The 22,888-nt window shown below is 39.0% G+C and carries 13 protein-coding genes; 4 read left to right on the top strand and 9 right to left on the bottom strand.

The features are described 5' to 3' along the window. Positions 1 to 22: 22 nt before the first annotated feature. Positions 23 to 949, bottom strand: coding sequence for an AEC family transporter (locus H6G06_RS14625; RefSeq protein ID WP_190561315.1), 927 nt, complete (start codon positions 947 to 949; stop codon positions 23 to 25). Positions 950 to 1,138: 189 nt separating this feature from the next. Between H6G06_RS14625 and H6G06_RS14620 the strand changes: the two genes are divergently transcribed. Beyond that, positions 1,139 to 1,933 (top strand): M15 family metallopeptidase, encoded by a 795-nt coding sequence (locus H6G06_RS14620; RefSeq protein ID WP_190561313.1) that lies wholly within the window; start codon positions 1,139 to 1,141, stop codon positions 1,931 to 1,933. 244 nt (positions 1,934 to 2,177) lie between these two features. On the opposite strand, the gene mrdA is transcribed toward H6G06_RS14620, so the two are convergent. After that, entirely contained in the window at positions 2,178 to 3,986 is a 1,809-nt protein-coding gene (mrdA, locus tag H6G06_RS14615; RefSeq protein ID WP_190561311.1) for a penicillin-binding protein 2, read from the bottom strand. Positions 3,987 to 4,329: 343 nt separating this feature from the next. On the opposite strand from mrdA, the gene H6G06_RS14610 reads away from it, so the two are divergent. The 3 genes from H6G06_RS14610 to H6G06_RS14600 are packed head-to-tail and all read left to right on the top strand — an operon-like array spanning position 4,330 to position 7,542. After that, positions 4,330 to 5,472: an ABC transporter ATP-binding protein gene (locus tag H6G06_RS14610; protein WP_190561309.1), complete on the top strand. Its 1,143-nt coding sequence runs from the start codon at positions 4,330 to 4,332 to the stop codon at positions 5,470 to 5,472. A 6-nt stretch (positions 5,473 to 5,478) separates the two neighbouring features. Beyond that, positions 5,479 to 6,564, top strand: coding sequence for a polyamine ABC transporter substrate-binding protein (locus H6G06_RS14605; RefSeq protein WP_190561307.1), 1,086 nt, complete (start codon positions 5,479 to 5,481; stop codon positions 6,562 to 6,564). A 60-nt stretch (positions 6,565 to 6,624) separates the two neighbouring features. Beyond that, positions 6,625 to 7,542 (top strand): ABC transporter permease, encoded by a 918-nt coding sequence (locus tag H6G06_RS14600; RefSeq protein WP_190561305.1) that lies wholly within the window; start codon positions 6,625 to 6,627, stop codon positions 7,540 to 7,542. A 171-nt stretch (positions 7,543 to 7,713) separates the two neighbouring features. Here H6G06_RS14600 and H6G06_RS14595 read toward each other — a convergent pair whose 3' ends face one another. The 7 genes from H6G06_RS14595 to H6G06_RS14565 all read right to left on the bottom strand — a co-directional run bounded on the left by H6G06_RS14595 (position 7,714) and on the right by H6G06_RS14565 (position 22,808). Further along, positions 7,714 to 8,442 carry a hypothetical protein gene (locus H6G06_RS14595; RefSeq protein WP_190561303.1) on the bottom strand — a complete coding sequence of 243 codons (729 nt, stop codon included), beginning with the start codon at positions 8,440 to 8,442 and terminating at the stop codon, positions 7,714 to 7,716. 242 nt (positions 8,443 to 8,684) lie between these two features. After that, complete coding sequence (locus H6G06_RS14590; RefSeq protein WP_190561301.1) at positions 8,685 to 12,386, bottom strand: hybrid sensor histidine kinase/response regulator; 3,702 nt, start codon at positions 12,384 to 12,386, stop codon at positions 8,685 to 8,687. 202 nt (positions 12,387 to 12,588) lie between these two features. After that, positions 12,589 to 17,550: a GAF domain-containing protein gene (locus H6G06_RS14585; RefSeq protein WP_190561299.1), complete on the bottom strand. Its 4,962-nt coding sequence runs from the start codon at positions 17,548 to 17,550 to the stop codon at positions 12,589 to 12,591. Positions 17,551 to 17,668: 118 nt separating this feature from the next. Beyond that, positions 17,669 to 18,142 carry a chemotaxis protein CheW gene (locus tag H6G06_RS14580; RefSeq protein WP_190561297.1) on the bottom strand — a complete coding sequence of 158 codons (474 nt, stop codon included), beginning with the start codon at positions 18,140 to 18,142 and terminating at the stop codon, positions 17,669 to 17,671. Between the two features lie 217 nt (positions 18,143 to 18,359). After that, positions 18,360 to 18,725 carry a response regulator transcription factor gene (locus H6G06_RS14575; protein ID WP_190561295.1) on the bottom strand — a complete coding sequence of 122 codons (366 nt, stop codon included), beginning with the start codon at positions 18,723 to 18,725 and terminating at the stop codon, positions 18,360 to 18,362. 292 nt (positions 18,726 to 19,017) lie between these two features. Beyond that, on the bottom strand, positions 19,018 to 20,226 hold the full coding sequence (locus tag H6G06_RS14570; RefSeq protein ID WP_190561293.1) for a response regulator: 1,209 nt from the start codon (positions 20,224 to 20,226) through the stop codon (positions 19,018 to 19,020). 1,319 nt (positions 20,227 to 21,545) lie between these two features. Beyond that, on the bottom strand, positions 21,546 to 22,808 hold the full coding sequence (locus tag H6G06_RS14565) for a glycosyltransferase (RefSeq protein WP_190561291.1): 1,263 nt from the start codon (positions 22,806 to 22,808) through the stop codon (positions 21,546 to 21,548). Between the last annotated feature and the right edge of the window lie 80 nt (positions 22,809 to 22,888).

Genomic DNA, 22,888 nt, shown 5'->3' with positions numbered 1-22,888 from the left:
ATTTCAATTGGCGGATTCCCAATTAAAACAACCACAACCAAAACGGAAGAGTTACTAACAATACCATAGACCCCATTGCTAAAGCCGTCACAGCCAAATCCCGGTCTAAATCAAAGGTTTCGGCTAATACCAGTGTGGCAAAAGCTGGAGGCATGGCCATCTGTAAGACTATGACCTTTGCAGCTTCACCAGTGACACCAAAAAATGATAATGTGCTGCCTAAAATCAGCGGAACTAACAGCATTTTAATAACCAAACTGATTCCTGCTTGTTTGAGTTTGTACCAAGAACTCAACAGTGAAAGTCTCATACCTATTAAAATCAAGGATAAAGCTACAGCACACCAAGCTGATGTATCTAAGCCAAATTCCATAACCGGGGGAATTGTCACTTGGCGAAATAGTAACCCAAACCCAAAACTCCATAAGGCAGGATTGATTAATATAGCCTTAATAGCTTTAGCCATTTGTCCATGATTTTGGCCTGCGTTGCCAAAACGGGTTGCTAGTAATACCCCCAGACCATAAGCCCCGAAAAGTGACCCCAATAAATCGTAGAATAAAGCCCAGGCGAAGTATTCCTTGCCGACCATTGCTAAAGTGATGGGAAAGCCCAGATAACCTGTATTACCAACCATTGACGCTAGAATTAAACTACCTTGGGTCGATGGTTGGGGGAGAGAATTTGTCAAATAGGCTTGACCTTGGATCACTATCCAAGCTAAAAATGCTCCTAGTAAAATGGCTAAATAGGCGATCGCAGGTGCAATCCAAATCTGTCCTGATAAGTCGGTTTGTCTTAAAAAAGCAACAATACTTATCGGTACTCCTATCCAAAATAGAAATTGACCTAAACGGGTAGGAAATGTAGCAGGTAATTTGCGTCCTAGAATTACTCCTACTAGGATTAATCCTACCAATTTGATATATAGTTCTAAGAGATTTATCAAGATTCTACTTAAAAAAAGAGATATAAAATGATATCTATTTTGGTAATTTTTTTCCAGGCTCAAATTTTGAATAACACCAATAAAAATGTTTTGCAGCAATGGCAAGCGAAAAGCTAAATTTAGTCAGTTTTTCACCATCCAAAATCTAAAATCTAAAATCCCAAATTGTAAACAACCAGGAGTAGAGACTTGAAAAAGGCTGGGTTTCCAGAAAAACCGCAAAACTCATCATCAGATCCTGGTGATGATATTCCAGCTGCTTTACGCGATACTCCTGATACTGGATCTAGACTGCGCGTGCAACCGCTAGTTTTGGTCATTGGGGGATTAGTAGGATTTATGTTTCTGGCTGTAGGTAGTGGTTTTTTATTTTTTATTACAGCACCCAAACAAAATGCTGATTCTCAACCAACACCAGTTAGTTCTATACCAACAGTAACTAATACCCCAACTACAAATAATGATGCAATTTTGGGGCATTTGGCATATCCTGAAGCACCAGAATCAGAATTGTTACCAATTACTGCCGATGGCCGGATCAGAATGCGACAAGCAGCCGCCCAAAGGTTTCAAGCTATGGCACAAGCAGCCAGAAGTGCAGGTGTAATTTTAGCGCCTCTTTCTGGTTTTCGTTCAGTCAAAGACCAAGAACAGTTATTTTTTAATGTAGGCGCTCAACGTAATCAAACCCCCGCCCAAAGAGCCGCCCTCAGCGCCCCTCCTGGTCATAGTGAGCATCATACAGGCTATGCAGTAGATATAGGAGATGGAGCAGTACCAGCTACTAACCTGCAAGCTACTTTTGAGAATACCAAAGCCTATCAGTGGCTACAAGCAAATGCTGCCCGTTTTAGCTTTGAGTTATCTTTTCCCAAGGATAATTCTCAAGGCGTAAGTTATGAACCTTGGCACTGGCGTTTTGTAGGCGATCGCAATAGCTTAGAAACTTTCTACAAAGCCAGAAACATTAAACCTGTGCAGTGATTGGGGACTGGTGATTGGGGACTGGGGACTGGGGACTGGTGATTGGGGATTGGATTTTTCTCCTCCGCTCCCTGCTCCCCTACTCCCCTACTCCCCTACTCCCCTACTCCCCTGCTCGCCTGCTCCCCTACTCCCCTGCTCCCCTACTCCCCTGCTCCCCTACTCCCCTACTCCCCTACTCCCCTGCTCCCCTACTCCCCTGCTCGCCTGCTCCCTTGCTCGCCTACTCCCCCTGCTTCTTCTGTCACCTGTCACCTGTTTTATACTTCCCTGGATACTTCCGGGCAAAATATTCTTCCATGATTTCTAAAATCATTGGTGCAGCCACACTACCGCCACCACCCCCGGAATGTTCAGCAAAAGCCACAATTAAAATTTCTGGTTTATCAGCGGGTGCATAAGCGCCAAACCAAGCGTGATTCTGTTTTGCTCTACCCTTCCAAGCTTCCGCTGTACCACTCTTACCAGCCACTGGGGGAATATTTGGTTTATTCAAAGCCTTACCCGTACCTTCAGACACCACCTTCCGCAATCCCTCACGGAGAATTTTGATAGTTATTGGCTTCATATTTAAAGATTCGCGCCAGTTTTGTGCGTCTCCATTGTCTTTAATTAAATGGGGCTGCACTCGATAACCACCATTAGCCGGTACAGCGAACATTACAGCCACTTGTAGGGGTGTAGTTTGTAAAGCACCTTGACCAATGGACATATTAATAGAGTCGCCTACAGTCCAAGGCATTTTCCAAACTTTGCGTTTCCAGTTTTCATCGGGAACTAAACCCTTTGCTTCTTCTGTGGAAAAGTCAAAACCAGTTTTTTCACCAAAGCCATATTTGCGAGTCCATTCAATCAATTTATGACCCCCTACACCTTTACCAATTTGATAAAAGAAAGTATCACTACTCCACTGCATAGCCCCAACAAAACCCAAGGGACCAAATCCCGCATGATTCCATTCACCAAATCTTGTGCCACCAATAGTTAAAGAACCATAGGTTTGTAGCACTACGTTAGGAGAAAACTTACCCGATTCTATGCCCGCTGTCGTGGTGACAATTTTAAACGTACTAGCTGGGGGAAAGGCACTTAAAGCCCGATTCACCAAAGGATGTTCAGCACCTTGGACGCTTTCCCAGTCTTTTTGAGAGAGTTTTTGTTTAGAAAAAATATTTGGGTCATAGGTAGGATGGGATACCATTGCTAAGACTTCACCGTTGTTGGGGTTGAGTGCGACAATTGCCCCATTGCGCTTACCTAAAGCTTTTTCCGCTGCTTTTTGGATGTCTAAATCGATTGTCAAGTGTAAATCATTACCAGCTTTCGCCTGTTTCTCTCCCAATACCCGCAGCGGTCTACCAGCACCATCCACTTCTACTTGCTGACCTCCCCATTCACCCCGGAGGGTTTTTTCATAGGCTTTTTCTACACCCATTTGGCCAATCACATCACCGAGACGATAGCCTTCAGATTTCCGTTTTTTTAGCTGTTCTGCTGTCAGTTCGCGGGTATAGCCGAGTATATGCGCTAATTGCCTACCATCAGGATAATGACGCACAGCTTCCGTATTGATTTCTACATCTGTCAGTTCCGTCTCATATTCCTTCAAGGCTGTAACTTGTGCATCATTTAAGTCACGAGCAATGCGAATGAGAGAAGAAGAATTGGCCCCTGCTTCTATCAGTTTCTTTTCCATCTCCTCTTGAGGAATATCGAGGATTTGGGACAGACGCGGACCCACAACTGACCATGAGGGCTTAGTATGTGCCATTGGCCACAAATGAACAGAGCGCGGATAGCGAGTAGTCGCTAACAGTTTGCCATTACGGTCAAAAATGTTGCCTCTTTCTGGTTGTTTGGGAATCATCCGAATTCGGTTAGACTCTGCCCGTTGCCGGAGTTTTGGACCCTCAATAATTTGCAAATAAGCTAAACGAGCGCCTATTCCAGAGGTCATCAATAAAGTGAATAGTATTAAAAATACCGACTGAGAACCACGCCCAACTGTGCGCGTATTTTTTTGACTACTAAGTGGTGATGGTAATATAGCCATAAGATTAAAAGGTTGCATGAAATTAATATTATCTGTAAACAATAGTTTCTAACTCCTATCCGGCATTGAGTCTAAAACAATGGCTAGTAGAGGACTCCTATTTGATTTTTGCTCCCGCTGGGTATACCTTAATCTTCCTTAATTCTCTGGCCTCTGGCCTCTGGCCTACACAAGTAATTATGGCTACGCCACGCAAGTTATCAGTAATCAAACCGGATTCCTATATATTTTTAACAAGGGTGTTCTTGCCAGATACAATAAATCAAAGTGTGATTTGTAGTCTATTTCATAGCCTACATTGCTCAACCAAGTTTCATCATATCAAGGCATTCTACTGAAAATTATGGCTCAAACTGTGATGCAGAATCAGAGGAGTGTAAGCAATTATCAGCCGCTTGATGTTGAACTGCGAAACGTATTCAAGTTTTTCAGCCAAGAACCGGCAGTACATGGCGTGGACTTGGATGTTAGACAGGGAGAGTTCTTTAGTATTTTAGGACCTTCTGGTTGTGGTAAGACAACTATACTCCGGTTAATTGCCGGGTTTGAACGGGTTGATGCAGGCAAGTTGCTAATTCAAGGTCAGTCGATGACTGATGTGCCTCCTTATAGGAGACCTGTAAATACTGTATTTCAAAGCTATGCTCTGTTTAATCACTTAAATGTGTGGGATAACATTGCTTTTGGATTACGGTTAAAAAAATTATCCAAATCAGAACTTAATAGCAGAGTCACGGAAGCTTTAAAGCTGGTGAAAATGGAAAGTTTGCGATCGCGCTTACCTTCTCAGCTTTCTGGTGGTCAACAGCAACGGGTGGCTTTAGCTAGGGCCTTAGTTAATCGTCCCACAGTCTTGCTCCTAGATGAACCCTTGGGGGCATTAGATTTAAAACTGCGGAAGGAAATGCAGGTTGAGCTATGCAATCTTCACAAAGAGTTAGGATTAACTTTTGTCATGGTTACACACGATCAGGAGGAAGCACTAAGTTTATCTGATCGGATCGCGGTGATGAATCAAGGCAAAATTGAACAAATCGGTACTCCTAGCACAATTTACGAACGTCCTCAAACCGCTTTTGTCGCTGATTTTATTGGTGATACAAATTTATTCAGCGGTGAAATCACTACCATTGATGCCGAGTGTGTGCAGATTTTGACTAAAACTGGACTGTCAATTGTTGCTGCTCGTACAGAAGATACACCCATTGAATTATTACAAGCGGTAGTCTTAAGTGTGCGTCCTGAAAAAATTCAGATTTCCCTTTATCAACCCAATCTGCCAACAAACTGCTTTGAAGGCAGACTAGTTAATGTCATGTATTTGGGTACTCATGTTAATTATGTCGTGGAATTAGCCAACGGCGTGAATGTTAATGTTTTACAACCCAACACCTTTGGTAACTTACCCGACCAAAATACACCCATCTACATTTGGTGGGCAGAAACTGACTGTTTAGCTATTGGTCAAACATCAAGGGTTAATTAACAGAAAATGACTAGGAGAAGAGAATTTATCAAAAAAATGGCGCTGCTTTCTAGCTTGTCTTTAAGTAGTTGTGGGTGGAGATTAGCTAATGTGAGCGCCAATCATTTTACTAGTTCTGGGAAAAGTGATGAATTGTATATATATACATGGAGTCAATATACTGATCAACAATTGCTATCTACCTTTACCACCCAAACTGGCATCAAAGTTTTGGCAGATCCGTTTGATTCCAACGATGTGATGCTGGCTAGATTACAAGCTGGAGGTGGTGGTACTTATAGCATTATCTATCCATCTGATTATATGGTGCAGAAGATGGTAGAGAAAAATTTGTTAGCAGAAATCAATCATGAACGTTTAATAGGGTTAGAAAATTTATTTACCCAATTTAAAAATCCTATTTATGACCCTAATAACCGTTATAGTCTGCCTTTTAATTGGGGAACAACAGGGTTAGTTTACAACTCTGAAAAACTGGAAACTCCACCTGAAGATTGGGAGTATCTTTGGCAAAACCAGCAGAAACTTTATAAGCGGATGACCTTACTCAATGATGTGCGGGAGGTGATGGGTGCAACATTAAAGATGCTAGGTTATTCTTATAATTCACAAAATGAGATTGAAATTAAAGCAGCTTATGAAAAATTGAGGTCTTTAAAACCTGTGATCGCAGCTTTTGATACCGATGCTTGGCAAAATCAAATGCTGGCAGGAGATTTATTATTAGCTATGTGTTACTCTGCTGATGGAGTTAAGATATCCAAGGAAAACCCCAAGTTTAAATATGTGATTCCTCGCAGTGGTTCTTCTCTATGGACAGACACTATTGTCATTCCCAAAACAGCCCCTAATATCCCTGGAGCTTATAGCTGGATTAACTTCCTCATGCAACCAGATGTAGCCGCCGAAATCAGCAGAAGACTGAATATTTCTACTCCCAATCGTGCCGGATTTGAACAATTACCACAAGAAATTCAATATAATACTAGTTTATTTCCTCCACAAGCAATTCTAGACAAGTGTGAACGTCTCACTCCAGTAGGCGAATTTGAAGAAGTTTATGAGCGATACTGGACTCAATTACTAGCTTAAAATTAGTTAGTGTTATTTTCATAATTCAAAATCTAAAATCAAACAAATTGGTATCTGGTCGTGTCTATTCAAAGTCCTAATTCCCTAATTGAATCCCCCGACGATATTGTCAAAAAAACGCAATGGCATCACTATCCTTTTAAATGGTTGCCACCTGTGTCCTTACTGGCACCATCTGGGATTTGGTTATTACTGTTATTGTTACTGCCCACATTAATCATTTTTCAATTGAGTTTAGTAACGGATATCCGACCAGGGGATATTGTCAATCCTAACGGTGTTGACAACTATATCCGTATTCTGGAACCGCTTTATTTACGAGTAATATTTAATTCCCTATTTTTGGCAATTAATACAACAATTATTTGTTTACTTTTAGGGTTTCCTGTGGCTTATTGGATTGCTCAAATAGCACCAAAACGCTGGCGCAATTTGCTGTTATTAGGCTTTGTCTTGCCTTTATGGACTTCTTCTTTACTGCGCTCTTATGCTTGGATTACTATTCTCCGTCCTACGGGATTATTGAATAGTATACTCACCAGCATAGGTTTACCAGCGTTGGAATTGCTTCACCGCAATCCAGCGGTATTAATTGGCATGACTTACAGTTTATTACCTTATATGGTTTTAGTGTTGTATGCCTCTCTGGAAAAACTAGACCAGCAGTTACTGGAAGCCGCAGCTGATTTGGGTGCAAATCCAGTGCAAACTTTTTGGAAGGTGACTGTACCACAGGTTTTTCCAGGTATTGCTGCTGGTTCTTTGTTGGTATTTATCACCGCTTTGGGGGATTTTATTGATCCAGAATTACTGGGTGGTGCTTCTAGTATGACTGCTGCTAGGTTAGTTTATAACCAGTTTCTTGGTGCTACTCAAAATTGGGGGTTTGGTTCAGCTTTGAGTATGACGTTAATTTTAGTGGTGAGTATAGCGATCGCACTTGTGATCAAATTTGGGGAAGCAACACCGAAGAAGTAGAAATTATTTACGATAATTGGAAACTTGGAAATTAATTAGTTACATCTCTACACCCACTGTCAATAAGGGAGGAATTAAGCCTTAGTGCGATCATATCTACCAAGACAGCAATGAGGATGCGATCATATGTCATTACATATTTTTTTTTCGCTTCTTAAGAATTTCTATTAATCAAGAAGCGCATTGTTTTGCTTTTTCAGGCGTGTCACATTCGCTTGCTAATACCCGTTCTACAATAGCTCCCTCATGAGTGAGCATATTTAACCTATCATGAGCTTGTGCGGGTAATTCTCTATGAACAGTATCACCATCAACCTCAACAATCATTGTTATTCCATCTTTAATAATTAGAAAATCTGGTTCAATACGACGATAATCTTGACCCCCTCGAATAAATACCGCAAGAGGTGCAAAAGGAACTCCAAGCCTCTTAAACCCCTCATACAAATAGATTTCTGGTTGAGATCGAAATAATAATCCATCACAGGATTTACTTGCAATGTTGTCTGAACGTACACGTCCTTGATTGTTGATACCTTGCCCTTCTACAAAAGCTTTTGCTTTTTCTCTCCATTGAGTATCACTTGATAATATTGGTGATATGACAACCCATTTAATGCACCAATTTTCCATATATGGATTTAGTACATAGGATATATTTTCCTGAATTTCTTGCTCTAAGGTCTCTTGCTCATCAGCAATTTGGCTAAATAGATAAGCGGGAATTGTTAAATATAAATTATAAACATCAGTTCCACCGTTCCAGTTGTCACAATCTATATGCTTAATTTTTGCAGTTGCTTCTGCAAGTATGGCAACTTTTTTTGTATCTCCAGCATTTGCAAAAATATCAGTCAAAGTTGCTAGTAGTGGGTCTAAATTATTAAAGTCAAATTCCATATGAGAAATAGATATTAAGTCAAAAAACAGAAAACATTCAAATATAAAAATAGCATTTAATCGTAGTTACAACAATCTAATGACTGGGAAGCTAGATGGATAATTTCGCCTGTATTTACATTTGTGAATCATAGTTTCGATTTAACAAGATTAAGCGCCTAAACTCATAAATAATATAGTAAAAAAAGGTTGAAAGATGAAAAAAAGTGGTATATTCAACCTTTTTGTAATGTGTCCTATATCTATTTACCTGCTGAAATTAACCCCTGATTCAAACCACCACTATCGCGGTTCGCTAAACTCTCAACAGTAGAAAGAAGCTCATGCTCCAAATAAGGCTTAGTTAAATAAGCCGTTGCACCTAATTCTTGAGCCAACTGACGATGTTTTTCAGAACTACGAGAAGTGAGAATCACCACCGATTTTTTAGCCCAGGCTGAATGTTGACGGATATGACTTAATAATTCAAATCCATTCATCCGAGGCATTTCTAAATCAGAAATAACCACTTCAATTTCTGGATGTAATTCTAACTGCTCAATCGCTTCTACTCCATTTTGGGCTGAAAATACTTGATAGCCATACTTTTGCAAAGTCATAACAATAGTTTGTCGGACACTAATAGCATCATCTATGATCAAAACTACTTTTGGTAATTTTGGGGTTATCGCTGCATAAGAATTTGGTGGAGATTCGATAGTATTGGAGGTAGAAGATGCAGTCAGTAGCGGTGTAGATGATATAGATACATTATCCTCCGACATTGGCAAAGCTTGTTTGTGGAACCCAGAAGTTGTTGGTAGAGTTCTAACATCAAGTGTGGCCTGCATCTGTTGAGAATCTATCAACATAGTGCCATCAAGCACTAAAATCAGGTTGCCATTAGCTAAACTACTACAACCATAAATATATTTTGGTGGAGTGATGGTACTACCTAAAGGTCTAATTACTAGTTCTTGTTCACCGATAATTTGGTCAACTTCTAAACCCAAAATCCCCTGATTGCGTTTGAGTAGAAGCACAGGATTTTTCATTATTTCTGTATCAGCACTTTTGGGTATATTATTTAAATAATTGCTACCAACAACTGAACCATTGTAATACACTAAACTTTCAAGTTTGATGAGGTTGACAACAAGTTCTTCCTCACCCGAATGCCAATATAAAATTTGTTTGCCTTCAAATTTTTTGATTTGCTGCTCCGAGGGAATTAGTATTTTCTCGATACTATCTAGCAGTAAGGCATAAACAATACCCCCGGACTGGACTAGCATTAGTTTATCTGTGGTCATAGAAAAGGGGATTTTGAGTATGAATGTTGTTCCTTCATTGGGCAATGATTGTACTGAAATCATGCCATTAAGAGATTGCAACTGAGTACGGACAATATCTAATCCCATACCACGTCCAGAAATTTCACTCACCTTGCCAGCGGTGGAAAATCCAGGTGAAAACATTAGATCGATCAGTTCTGATTCAGTTTGGTGATAATAGCCTTGAGGGTTATTATCATCTGGTATAAGATTCAGGTCAATAGCTCTCCTGCGAATACTTTCTAGATTTAAACCTTGACCATTATCTCGAACTTCAATAATAGTTTGATTTCCTTGATGATAGGCGCGTATTTCTATTAAACCTTGTGGATTTTTGCCAAGTTCATGGCGCATTTCTGGAGATTCAATACCATGAATAAAAGCATTACGAACTAATTGCACTAAGGGATCATAGAGTTTTTCGGCAATAGCTTTATCTATGGGAACTTGTGTACCAGTGAGTTTTAATTCTACATTTTTTGCATAAACATTTGCCAGATTGCTGACCATTTGCGGAAAGCGATTTAAGATGGTTCCCAAAGGCAGCATTCTTGCTTCGGCAAGGTTATCTATAATGCCAAGAGTTAAATTATATTTTTTCTCACTAATTTGACCAGATTGTTTAATCAGCAAGTCAAGAGACTCTGATGTTTCTTGTAGTTGCAGTGTTTCCTCTAGTGCTTCATGTAATGTCAGATTAAATTCTGTATAGACATCCATTTCTAAAGCATCAAATTGTACAGCCGAAACTTTTTGGCTGGTTGCTATGGAAAAATTGTTTCCCTGCAAAGGCAAATCACGTAATTTTTGTAAAACTGCTTGATGCTGGCTTAATTTCTGACTTAACTGCTCAATTAATTCTATAATCTGATCATCATATAAAGATCGTCGTTTTTGGTAAATAAGTAATTCTCCAGCCAAGTAATTGAGGCGTTCTAATCCCTCTACATCTACACGCACAAATGAAGATTGTCGGGTATTCTTATTTGGGGATGGTTGAGATTTATCTTCTAATTCTCTATTTTTGGTTTCGGAATCATCAGTAATAATTTCGTAGTTTGAATCAGGAGTATTTGTAAATACTTGATCACTGATAACTGATGATGTGACACTTTCTAAATAATTATCATCTTTAACATTTTCGGCGGTATGTGGTATCAGAGATTGCCCGACTGTTCCTGAGATAGTATCTCCTCCCCATATTTCCTCCACTAGATTATAGTCAGTGGCAGTAACTACAGGGGTGGATACTTCTTTAATAACTAATAATTCTTGTAACTTGGGACTGTCTAGCCATTTTTTTTCTTCCTCTGTCACAGGAGGATAATTTTTATATTCTTTTCCTAATTTGCGGATTTCTTTTCGGAGTGTGCTAATAATTGATATGGCATTATCATTTTTTTTAACTGAATACTCAAATTCAGCAACAGCTAGGATAATTATGGAAATAACACCCCGACGATAAAGGCAAAGGTTCTGCTGATCTTGTTCATCTTTAATAAAATCCTGAAATTGATTGAGCCAAATTTCCACATAATTTTCTGAATAATCTGGATGATCTCTAGGAATTAATAAATCTAAACTCAGATCTGATTCTGGTATTTCTCTTTCGTGATTAAACCAGCCGAAAATATAGCGAATAACTTTTAAGTAAAATTTAGCATTTGCTGGTTTTAAAGGCTCGTCGTTTCTGTGACCAGATGTGGTTAAAAATTGGTAAAATTCGGTGGTGAGGCTGAAAAATTTGTTGGCAAAAGAGTTGTTCTTATGGATGATTCCTGACTCATTTTTGGGGACTTTAGCCAAAGAGCTAGTAGTGGGTTTAACAGGTGAGTCATCTTTTGCCACTGTTGTTAGTGCTTGCAAAGCAGCAGAAGGGGAACCTCCAACTGTGCGATCGCCTGCTAAAACTGCTTTTTGTGCTGCTTGTAAATCAGCTAAAGCAATTTCTGCTATTTGATGTACTTTCTGGGGATGAGCTACTAATACAGCCATAATGGTCTGAGATAGTTCTTTCAAACCAGGTAGATTTAAAGATTCAGCTAACCCTAGAAATACTTCAACGTGAGAGTTTAAAAACTCGCCTAATTCCTGATTGGTTAGGGAATTATTAATAGCTTCAGCAATACTTTCTATACGTTGGGCAACTCCTACTTCAAAAATAGACTGCACAATATCAAATCCTAATTCTTCAGAAGTAGGAATATGAGACTCAGCCCCAAAAGCATCACCTAATTTTGTTTGTAGTTCTGCAAATACAGAAGTTGCTCTTTGCAGAAGTTCTTCACTATTAATATTATTTGATGTCAATTCTGCGGTGACAGCCAACTGAAGACATTCGTAAGCTTCTAGTAGGAGGGTTTGCAATTCAGTATCTATAACTACGTCAGGACTATATAAAGCCTTAAATATGTCTTCTAAAGAATGGGCTATCATATTGATTGTATCTAGCCCAACAGTAGCGGCTCCCCCTTTAATTGTATGAGTTGCCCGCATTAAGTTATGAACTTTATTGATGCTATAGGTTTCTGATAGGCTAAATAAATCTTGTTCAATTACTTGTAATAAATCTGGGGCTTCCGCCAAAAAGTAGGCATAGCCTTGTTCGCGAATTTCAGTGTCTGTAATCATAAGTTTTGATTTTAATTTTAGGAATTATAGCAAGAGGCAAGAGGCAGGAGGCAGGAGGCAGGAGGCAGGAGGCAGGAGTCAGGAGTCAGGAGGCAGAATATTTATCTTTTGCCTATTCTTTATTCCCTGTTCCCTGTTCCCTGTTCCCTGTTCCCAATTCCCAGTCCCCAGTCCCCAGTCCCCAGTCCCCAGTCCCCATCTTTTACTTGACTTTGAACTTACCAGCCGTTGTTAATAAAGCTTGAGCCATTCCTGATAAGTTTTGGAACACGGTAGCAATTTCTTGAGATTCACCAAAGGTCTTATTGGCAATTGCAGCCACATCATTCATTGATGCTGTTACTGTTACCGATTGATCCATTTGTTTTTGAGTGGCTTCAGTAATGCGCTCAATGAGTTGACTAATTTCCGCAGTGGCGGAAACAATGGCGTTCAAGTTTTGGCGAGTTTCACTAACTAAATTTGTCCCTTCTACTACTTGCTGGATACCCGTTTCCATTGCTACAGCAACTTCCCCAGTCTCAGTTTGAATTTCTTGGACTAATTTTTCAATTTCGATGGTTGCTGCTGCGGACTGACGAGACAAAGAACGAACTTCATCCGCTACCACTGCAAAGCCTTTACCATATTCACCGGCACGAGTAGCTTCGATAGCAGCATTTAAAGCCAGTACGTTGGTTTGTGAGGCAAAGTTGCTGATCAAATTTACTACTTTGGAGATTTTTTGTGATGATTCACTCAGGCGTTTAATCTTTTTGCTAGTTTGGGCGACGGTTTCACGAATGGCCTGAATAGCATTTACTGTTTGGTTCATGGCTGTATCACCAGAATCTACAGTTTTGTTGGCCTGTTGTACAGCTATTTGTACTAGTTGGGCGCTGGTTACTACCGCTTGGGTAGAATCTACCATCTGTTGAATATCGCGTAAGGCTTGGGTGATTTCGTCGGACTGTTCTTTTGCTAAATCAGTCAATCCTACTAGTGAAGAATTACTGTGGATAGAGGTTTGGGCAACTTCTTGGGAAGCGGTTTGTACCTGAATGACGATTTGTTGTAGTGCTTGCAGTGTGCCATTGTAAGCATCGGCAATTGTACCTAACTCATCTTCTGTAATGGGGGCGCGAACTGTTAAATCACCGCTGAGTGCTGGACTAATAGCTCTAAGCAGTTGAATAGACCGTTGTTGGAGTAATTCTTTGGCGGCTTTTTCCCTTTGGGCTGCTTCTGAGAGTTTGGAAGATTGAGTTTGTAGCTGTTTTAAGTATTCTGTTTGTTGTAAGGCTAGTCCTAATTGGTCGCCGATACGTGACAACAAGTTAATTTCTGATTCTTCCCAATGACGAGGTGCGGAGTTTTGATAAGCTGCCAGTAAACCCCAGAGTTTATCTCCAAATAAGATGGGAGTAATGATGTATCCTCTAGCTTCATATTTTTCAATGATTTCTATGTAGCAGGGATCAAGGGTAGCTTTATAAATGTCGTTGACTACTAAGGTGTCACCTTTTTTATAGCGCCCACCTTCATTGTCTTGTAGACAAGGGTCATTTAAGGTGGTTCTAATACCAGGACCGACTAGTTTCACCCAACCACTAGATACTGATTCGGCTACAAATTCGCCTCCCCAATCGGATGTAAATTGATAAACGACGGAGCGATCGCATTTTAGTAGTTGTCTGACTTCTTGAGTGGTAGTTTTGAAGATTTCTTCTACTTCTAAAGATTGGCGGATGCGGTTGACTATCTTGGTGATGGCTTTTTCTTGTTCAGCTATCTGAGCTAGTTTTTCAGATTTAGACTTTACTTGTTCTATATAATCAATCTGAGATTTTGCAAGACTAATTTGCAAACCAATTTGTTCTAAGAAGTTGACTTCTCTGGTTAGCCATTCACGAGTTCCACTGTTTTGATAAGCTGCGAGTAATCCCCACAATTTTTCTCCATAAAAGATGGGAACTATCATGTAAGCTTTGGCTTCAATTTGCTCTAAAATCTCAACATGACATTGAGAATGCCCAACTTTATAAATGTCGTTAACAACGAAGTTTTCACCTTTGGCATATCTACCGCCTTGAGTTTCTTGCAAGTGGCTATCTTCCCACACCATTTTAAAGTCCGGGGTAGCAACTTTTATCCAGCCACTTGATACTGATTCAGCTATAAATTGTCCACTCCAATTAGGATGAAATTGATAAATACCAACGCGATCGCACCGCAATGCCTGACGGACTTCCTGAGTAGCTGCTTTGAAGATGTCTTCTAAATCGAACGATTGGCGGATACGGTTGACTATTTTGTTGACTGTTTTCTCTTGTTCAGCAATCTGACTGATTTCCAGAGATTGCGATTTTACTTGGTCTATATAATCAATCTGAGATTTCGCTAAACTAAATTGCAAGCCAATCTGCTCTAAAAAGTTGATTTCTCTGGGTTGCCATTCACGAGTTCCACTGTTTTGATAAGCTGCAAGTAATCCCCACAATTTTTCTCCATAAAAGATGGGAACTATTATGTAAGCTTTGGCTTCAATCTGCTCTAAAATCTCTATGTGACATTGAGAGTGACCGACTTGATAGATGTCATTGACTGCCAAGGATTCGCCTTTGGCATATCTACCGCCTTGGGTTTCTTGCAAGTGGCTATCTTCCCAAACCATTTTAAAGTCGGCTGTGGCAACTTTCATCCAGCCACTACCTACTGATTCTGCTAAAAATTGTCCACTCCAATCAGGTTTAAATTGATAAACACCGACGCGATCGCATTTTAGAGCTTGGCGAACTTCTTGAGTAGCTGCTTTGAAGATGTCTTCTAAATCGAAGGATTGGCGGATGCGGTTGACTATTTTGTTGACGGTTTTCTCTTGTTCAGCAATCTGAGTGATTTCTTGAGATTGCAATTGTACTTGTTCTATATAATCTAACTGTGATTTAGCCAGACTAAATTGCAAGCCAATCTGTTTTAAAAAGTTGACTTCTGACTCTTTCCATTCACGAGATCCAGTATTTTGATAAGCTGCCAACAAGCCCCAGAGTTTTTCGCCAAAAAATATCGGCACAATTACATAAGACTTGGCTTCAAACTGCTCCAAAATTGCAATGTGGCAAGGGGCTAGACCTATTTTATAGGTGTCATTAACAACAAAGGTTTCGCCTTTGGCATATCTGCCACCTTTCGTATCTTGTAAGTAGGTATCATCTAAGACGGTTTTGATATTTGGACCGACTAATTTTGTCCAACCAGTACCGACTGATTCAGCTACAAATTCACCACCCCAATCAGGTTTAAATTGATAAACACCGACGCGATCGCATTTTAATGCCTGCCGAACTTCGTGGGTAGTAGTTGTGAATATCTCGTCTACTTCTCTGGATTGACGAATGCGGCTGACAATTTTGTTGAGGGTTTTCTCTTGTTCAGCAATCTGAATTAGTTCTTGAGATTTAGATTCTACTTGTTCTACATAATCGATCTGTGTTTTAGCGAGGCTAAATTGTAAGCCGATTTGTTGTAAAAAGCTGAGTTCCCAAGGTTGCCATTGGCGGGTGCTAGAGTTCTGATAAGTTGCCAACAAACCCCAGAGTTTTTCCCCGAAGAAGATGGGAGCAACCATGTAAGCTTTGGCTTCAATTTGCTCTAATATCTCAATGTGGCATTGAGCATGACCAACTTGATAAATGTCATCGACTGCAAAACTTTCCCCTGCGGCATATCTACCACCTTGAGTTTCTTGCAGGTGGGTATCTTCCCAGACCATTTTAAAGTCAGGCGTAACTATTTTTATCCAGCCACTACTCACTGACTCAGCGATAAATTGACCACTCCAGTCTGGTTGGAATTGATAAACACCGACGCGATCGCACTTTAATGCTTGACGAACTTCTTGTACTGTAGTTTTGAAGATGCCGTCTAAGTTGGAAGCTTGTCGAATGCGGTTAACAATCTTGCCTAGAAATTTTTCTTGTTTATTAATCTGGGCTAGTTGCTCACTTTGTTTCTGCACTTGTTCCAAATATTCTCCCTGGGAAATAGCCACACCAAATTGCAAGCCTATCTGTGTTAAAAAGCTCACTTCCCAGTCTTGCCATTCCCGCGCCCCGGTATTTTGATAAGCTGCTAGTAAACCCCACAATTTTTCACCTGAGAAGATGGGAGCAATGATATAAGCTTTGGTGTCAAACTGCTCTAATATCTCAATGTGACATTGAGCATGACCTGTTTTATAAATGTCATTAACTACAAAGGTTTCCCCTTTGGCATATCTTCCACCTTTGGTTTCTTGTAGGTGGGTATCTTCCCAAACCATTTTATAGTCAGGGGTGACGATTTTCGTCCAATTGTTACCCACTGATTCGGAAACAAATATCCCACTCCAATCAGGGTTGAAACGATAAACACCAACGCGATCGCATTTGAGTAATTGACGGACTTCTTGAGTCGTAGTTTGAAAGATTTTATCTACATCTGGCTGTTGTAAAATTTTGCTGATGACTTTAGCTACTGATTGCTTGGCCAATGCTGACTGTTGCAGTTCTTTTTGTAATTTAAAACTCTGCAATCTGTAGGTAATTTCTGTAGTTATTTGCGAGAGTAGAGTAATTTCTGCCTCTTGCCATTGACGTTCTGAACCACAACTATGGATTACTAATAAACCCCATACTTTACTATCTATCAGAATCGGCAGGCTTAAACTAGCTGTAACTTGAAATTTATCCAGTAGTTGTTTCTGATAGGGAGTTACTTGAATCTGATTAATATCGTCAATTGCTACGGCTTCAATATAATCTTGATTGGTATATAATCCAAACAAAATAGCGGGCAGATTCTCACCTAAAGATGGTGTCCAACCTGTAGTTCTTGATTCTGCTAAAACTGTACCAGCTTCAGAGTTAGTAAATTGATAAATTAATGCGCGATCGCCACCAATTTTATCCCTAACTTGCGCTACAGTTATCTTTAGTAAAGAATCCAGATCCGGGGCTTGACCCATCTGCGTTGTTATGTATTGAAAGCGTTGCCGCCAGACTTTAAATTCCTGAGAAATAGCCTTAGATGTAGATACATCATTGCGGGCAAATTTTTCTAAGGTGCTGCCATTTTCTTTGTCTGATTTTTCCACTTCAGCAAAGATATTTCCTCGGTCTTCATTACTTTGATATAAAGTTGTCATTTGCTTCCCCTCAATTTATTTTTTAGTTACTAGCAATTTCCAGTTGTGATCCATAAAATATTCAATGGTAGGTAAGATGCAAATTACCTATTTTTTTTAGTTGTTACCAGAAAATTTGTTAGTTATGACTACCCCACATTGGTGATTGGAGAATTGCCAGAGCGTCTAAATTGAAAATCATCTGCTCTGAACCGTTAGTAATGTATCCGTGCAGAAAAGGTGACATTGCTGGATAAAATAGGTCAGGAGAGGGAATCTTCATTTGCTGCGTATCCAACCACTCAATATCGGTCAATTGGCGCACCATCAGCCCCAAATATTTACCCTCGTTTTCTAGCACAATTGCCATCATTTTTGTGAGTAAATTTGAACCTTGCAAAAGAGGTGGATAACCTAACATTTCTTCTAAATCAACCAACCACAGCATTTCGCCACGCCAACTATAAATACCTAATACGCAGTTTGGCATCTGTGGAACTACGCAAATTTCACTTAAGGATATACGTAATACCTCGGTGATATGCTGTAACGAAATTACTGCTTGATCTCTCTCTCCCAAATTAAAACTTAAAAATTTCTGTTTGGTTTCCAAAGTCAATTTCCTTTTTATTAGATAATTTTTTAGCCACTATTTAATGATTAAAACTCAATTTTAAATAGTGACTATTGTTTTTTTGATTTAATGAAATATTTTCTAAGTAGAAAGGCGCGAAAATACAGAAGTATGTAACAAAAAGTAACGTTGTCTAAAAACCTCTTCCCTCCTGCCTCCTGCCTTGTCATAACGACAATTTTTAACACCGACCTACTTACTTGTTGATCAATGTTTTCAAAGTCTTTTCTAATTCTTCCTTATCTACTGGTTTTGATAGGTAAGCTTTAGCGCCCAACATATTACCCCAAATCTTATCTACTTCACTATTTTTAGTAGAGCAGAAAACCACAGGTATTTGGCTAGTATTAGGGTTATTTTGTAGTTCTCGACAAATTTCAAAACCGCTTTTACCCGGTAAAATTACATCTAGCAATATAACATCAGGTTTATTCGCATCTATTTTTTGTTGTGCCTCTTCACTGCTGGTGGCAGAAATCACAGAATAGCCTGCCTGTCGCAAGTAACGGCTGATAATTTCCATATCAGTCAAACCATCTTCAACTACTAAAACAGTACTCATGGGAACTACCTATTAAATTATTTTTTCAGCCTGGAAGTAAAGACTTAGGTATACACTCAGACAGATGAATATAACACTAGTCTGTGTTGCCATTATATCTTGAATCATTGTATAGATATTTCCATCAGTAAACTTACCAACATAAATTTACATCATGTAAGTTCATGATTTAAGTGAATTAAAAAATCCTGAATGAGGCCAACTGAGGAAAAAAACAATTTGGCTGTAATTGTTTTGCGATCAGAGGTATATTTTATCAACTATTATATCTCGGTGCAAAGTAAACATCACTCTAATTAGGAACTTCTAAATTAGCCGTATTTCTAACAGTTGAGTTAGCCTGTACAGGTAAATATTTACGTATTACACCCATGACTCGATCAGCCACTATTGGTTTAGAGATAAAATCTGTCGAACCCACTACCTTGGCGCGCACTCGATCCAAAAGACCATCATTGCCAGTTAAGATAATTACTGGTGTATTAGCAAAAGCAGGAATGCGCCGTAATTGAGTGCAAATTTCATAACCACTGGCTACAGGCATAATCAAATCCAAGAAAATTAAATCTGGTTTGTCTTGAATCAGAACAGGTAAAGCTTGTATAGCATCTTGAACTTTGGTAAATCTCAGTCCATTAGAGGTAATAATATCCTCTAGCGTTTTACACACCAGAGGACTATCATCAACACAAGCTATCAGTGGTGCAATGCGATGAATCCGATTTCTGGTTTGTCTGGAGTTGGAATTGTCTCCATCAGTAACTTGTAGAGGTAAGTCAGGTAATTCTACTAACTCAATGATTCCTTTGAGGATATAGGGAAGTAAGGAACGAGAAACAGGCATCACATCCTGTTTCATTTTTACAGCGAGTTCTCGCAGAGTGTATTTGCCATTAATTAAATTGACAAAGTTTTTGTATACAGATGCACTAACCATTTGTTGGAGTTGTTCTGGTCTCCGTAGGACTGGTGATGAGTTAGGAGAAACATTCGCCAAACCGACTTGTGACCAAATCGCCCATGAGTCTTGCATATGTTTGATTGACATATCTGCACTTGTGAAGCTCATGGGCATATCTAATATCACTTCCTGACTTAGATTACAACTTACAGAAGCAAAATCAACTTCCTGCGCTAAATCAAAAAATAGTTCTGCAATTGTGTTTTCGACAATAGCTTGAATTTGTTCTCGTTGGATTTTCTGTCTTTTGTATAAGATATCCAAGATATTATAATCCCAGTAATCGATGGCAAAATCCTCACTTCGACAGCGAATCTTCTCTAGGTCGATATCGGGGCAATATTGAGCCATTTGTCTACGCCAGCGTCGGAAGGGATGAGTTCCACCTGTAGCCCAAACTATCCGTCCGAGGCGATAGTAAAAAGCCCATTGACGGCCTTTGGAACTTTTAATATTTAATTTTCCATTGTATTGAAACTGAGTACAGGTTTTAAACTCATTCAGTAAGTTATGAGATTCTATGAGTTCTGAGTTGGTCATACTTTGTTCCTTGTAATCAATAAGTCAGCCTCTAGAGAATCTAATATTATCCACACAGGAGTCAGTAATCCCCTGAAAATTGACAGAAACATATGTAGTCTCAACGGTATGAATAGCACCCTTTGTTTTCCTATACTATTGTTATACAGCACTTGTTTAGTCTTGATTAAAAGTGATTCTAAAGATAATTGAGCAGATGATTTATTTAATACTTTACACCCTGTTGATATTTTTAATGACAGTGGGATTGGCTAAACGGCAATATTTAGGATTTAGGTATTTAAACGTAAACTACACCTAGATTCTATTTTACGCATTATTTCCTTGTAAGTTATCCGCAAATTTACTGAATTTACGTTGAGCAAACTCAGTGTTTTTGGTATTTTTGTAATAGTTAGTATAATATAGATATTATGTATATTTTGAAAAATATTGAATTTTTTTTAACAAAGTTAACCAAAAAATACATAAGATAATTATCATAATCGCTGTAAAATATCACAAAACTGCTGAAAGACTCAAATATTCAGTCCAAAAATTTTGAAGATGACTGAAAATTAGCTGTTTTTGTTTAATTAATTAATAAATATTATTAATAATCTAATTTTGATTAGAAATATTAATGATGTGTATTTAACTTTGCAAGGGGTAAGAAAAACATTTACCCTTTAACTTTTCCCCAAGCTAGATGATCAGTTGAATATCTTAACTGAACAGTATTAACAGTATTACTTGGACTCCTCGTTGCTCTAAAAAAAAGTCCGCAGGTGCGGACTGTGGACATTGGATAAGGTTAAGTTGTCACCAAGAGAGCCTACAAGATGTTAGACTTATTTATATTTTTGCTGACTAAATATAAAAAATCAAGTTTTTGAATGTAACGCTTAAGACCTAACTCCAGGAATTATGTCTGAGCAATCACAGTTTTTCAAACCTCAAATATATTTATTTAGTATTTTAAGTAGTTGCTAAAAATCTCAACTTGATATATTGCTTAAGTTAAATGATTAAAACATCAGACAAAATTACTTTAATTTTGTCTGGAATTTTTTTTATTTCCAGACTCTTAGATAATGAAAGACCCCATAAGAAGTTATTACTTATGAGGTCTAAAGATTTTTAGGCACAGTTGAGGGCAATACCAACACTATTATCAGTTAGAGTAGGTCATAGCTCCACTGATAAAACTGTGGCAAAGTTTGCTAAGGTCTCAAACTTGCAACCTAAAAGCCCACAGGTCAATTACTTGAATACTCTACCAGACAAAATCACCGATATGTAGCCAAATTGGCTTTTTTTTGACCTATGAGCGATAATAATTATGAGGACAACTCAACTTTTTGGGGTATATCCACTAACTGGTAGAGCCTATCTTCAAACTTGCGGCTACATACTGACCAATCAAATTCTAAGATAGAGGGGCGAGCTTGCTGAGATAATTGAGCTTTAAGATCCGGATTTTCTAAAATTGTAATGATCTTTTCAGCAAAATCTTTGACGTTGTTGGGTTGAGCAAGAAAGCCATTATAACCAACTATTACCTGTTCAGCGGTTGAGGGAGCAATAGCAGCAACTACAGGAGTTCCAGAAGCTAAAGCTTCGTTATTTGTAGTGCAGAAGTTTTCCGTAACTGAAGGGTTAATAAAAACATCGGCTCTAGCAAACCATCCCAAAAGTTCTGTACCGTGAGATTCACCCCAAATAGTCACATTGCCTGGGAAATTTTGAGCGCGGCGATGAATTTCTTTATCTAAAGGTCCGCTACCCACAATCACTAAATGGACATCTGGAATTTTAGCAGCAATCAAGGGATAAGCATCTAAAAGCTGAGTAACATTTTTTTCTGCGGTGATACGTCCCACAAATAAAATTGTCGGTCTTTTATCGTTGGGAATTGGATCATAACAGATGTTGCGGGGATGAAATTTTTCGCAATTAATTCCTTGATAGGGAAGGTATTCCCCACGTTGACATTTCAGCTTTTCGTACTTAGATAGTTGTTCCTTAGAAGAGAATAAGTTGAGGTTATAAGCCTCACTAAACTGCTGAACTAAAAGAGGAATAATGGGACGCAGGAGTCCGAATAATACATCACCTAAATAATATCGAATATAGGCGACGATATCGGTATGAAAAACGGAGATAATCGGGGTTTTAGTTTGTTTGGCGTAATCAACTCCTACAGGTCGTCCATAACCTTGTAGGAAAAATGAGTATAGCCCTCTCATCTGGGCTGCTTCTTCAACTACGATGATGTCAGGCTGAAACTTTTCTAGTAATTGAGTATCGCTCCAATGTCGATAGTTCAATGGTTGGGGTAGAGATTTATAGAAGATCAGCGGTTCTGTGGGGAAAGCATAAGATGAAAAGTTGGGAAAAGATTGTAGTTCTTCTAGTCCCGACATGGGACGATTCCCAACTTGTTTACTGTACTGATTATTGATTTGTGGATGAATGAGAAAAACTTCGTGTCCTTGTTCAAGTAACCAATGGACTCGCTGATGTACGGCAACTGATACGCCTGTTAAAAAAGGAGCATATAAGCCTGTAAATAATGCGATGCGGAGAGGTTGTTTTTTCATGGTTGAGGTAAATTATTTCATGAACGTGCTGGGTTTAGGATTTACGCAGCAACTATTTCATGAAACTGTAGATGTTTGCT

Origin of the sequence: Anabaena sphaerica FACHB-251 (assembly GCF_014696825.1) — a bacterium.
In the GTDB taxonomy this organism is placed as follows: domain Bacteria; phylum Cyanobacteriota; class Cyanobacteriia; order Cyanobacteriales; family Nostocaceae; genus RDYJ01.
This window is presented reverse-complemented; position numbering and strand designations above follow the sequence as displayed.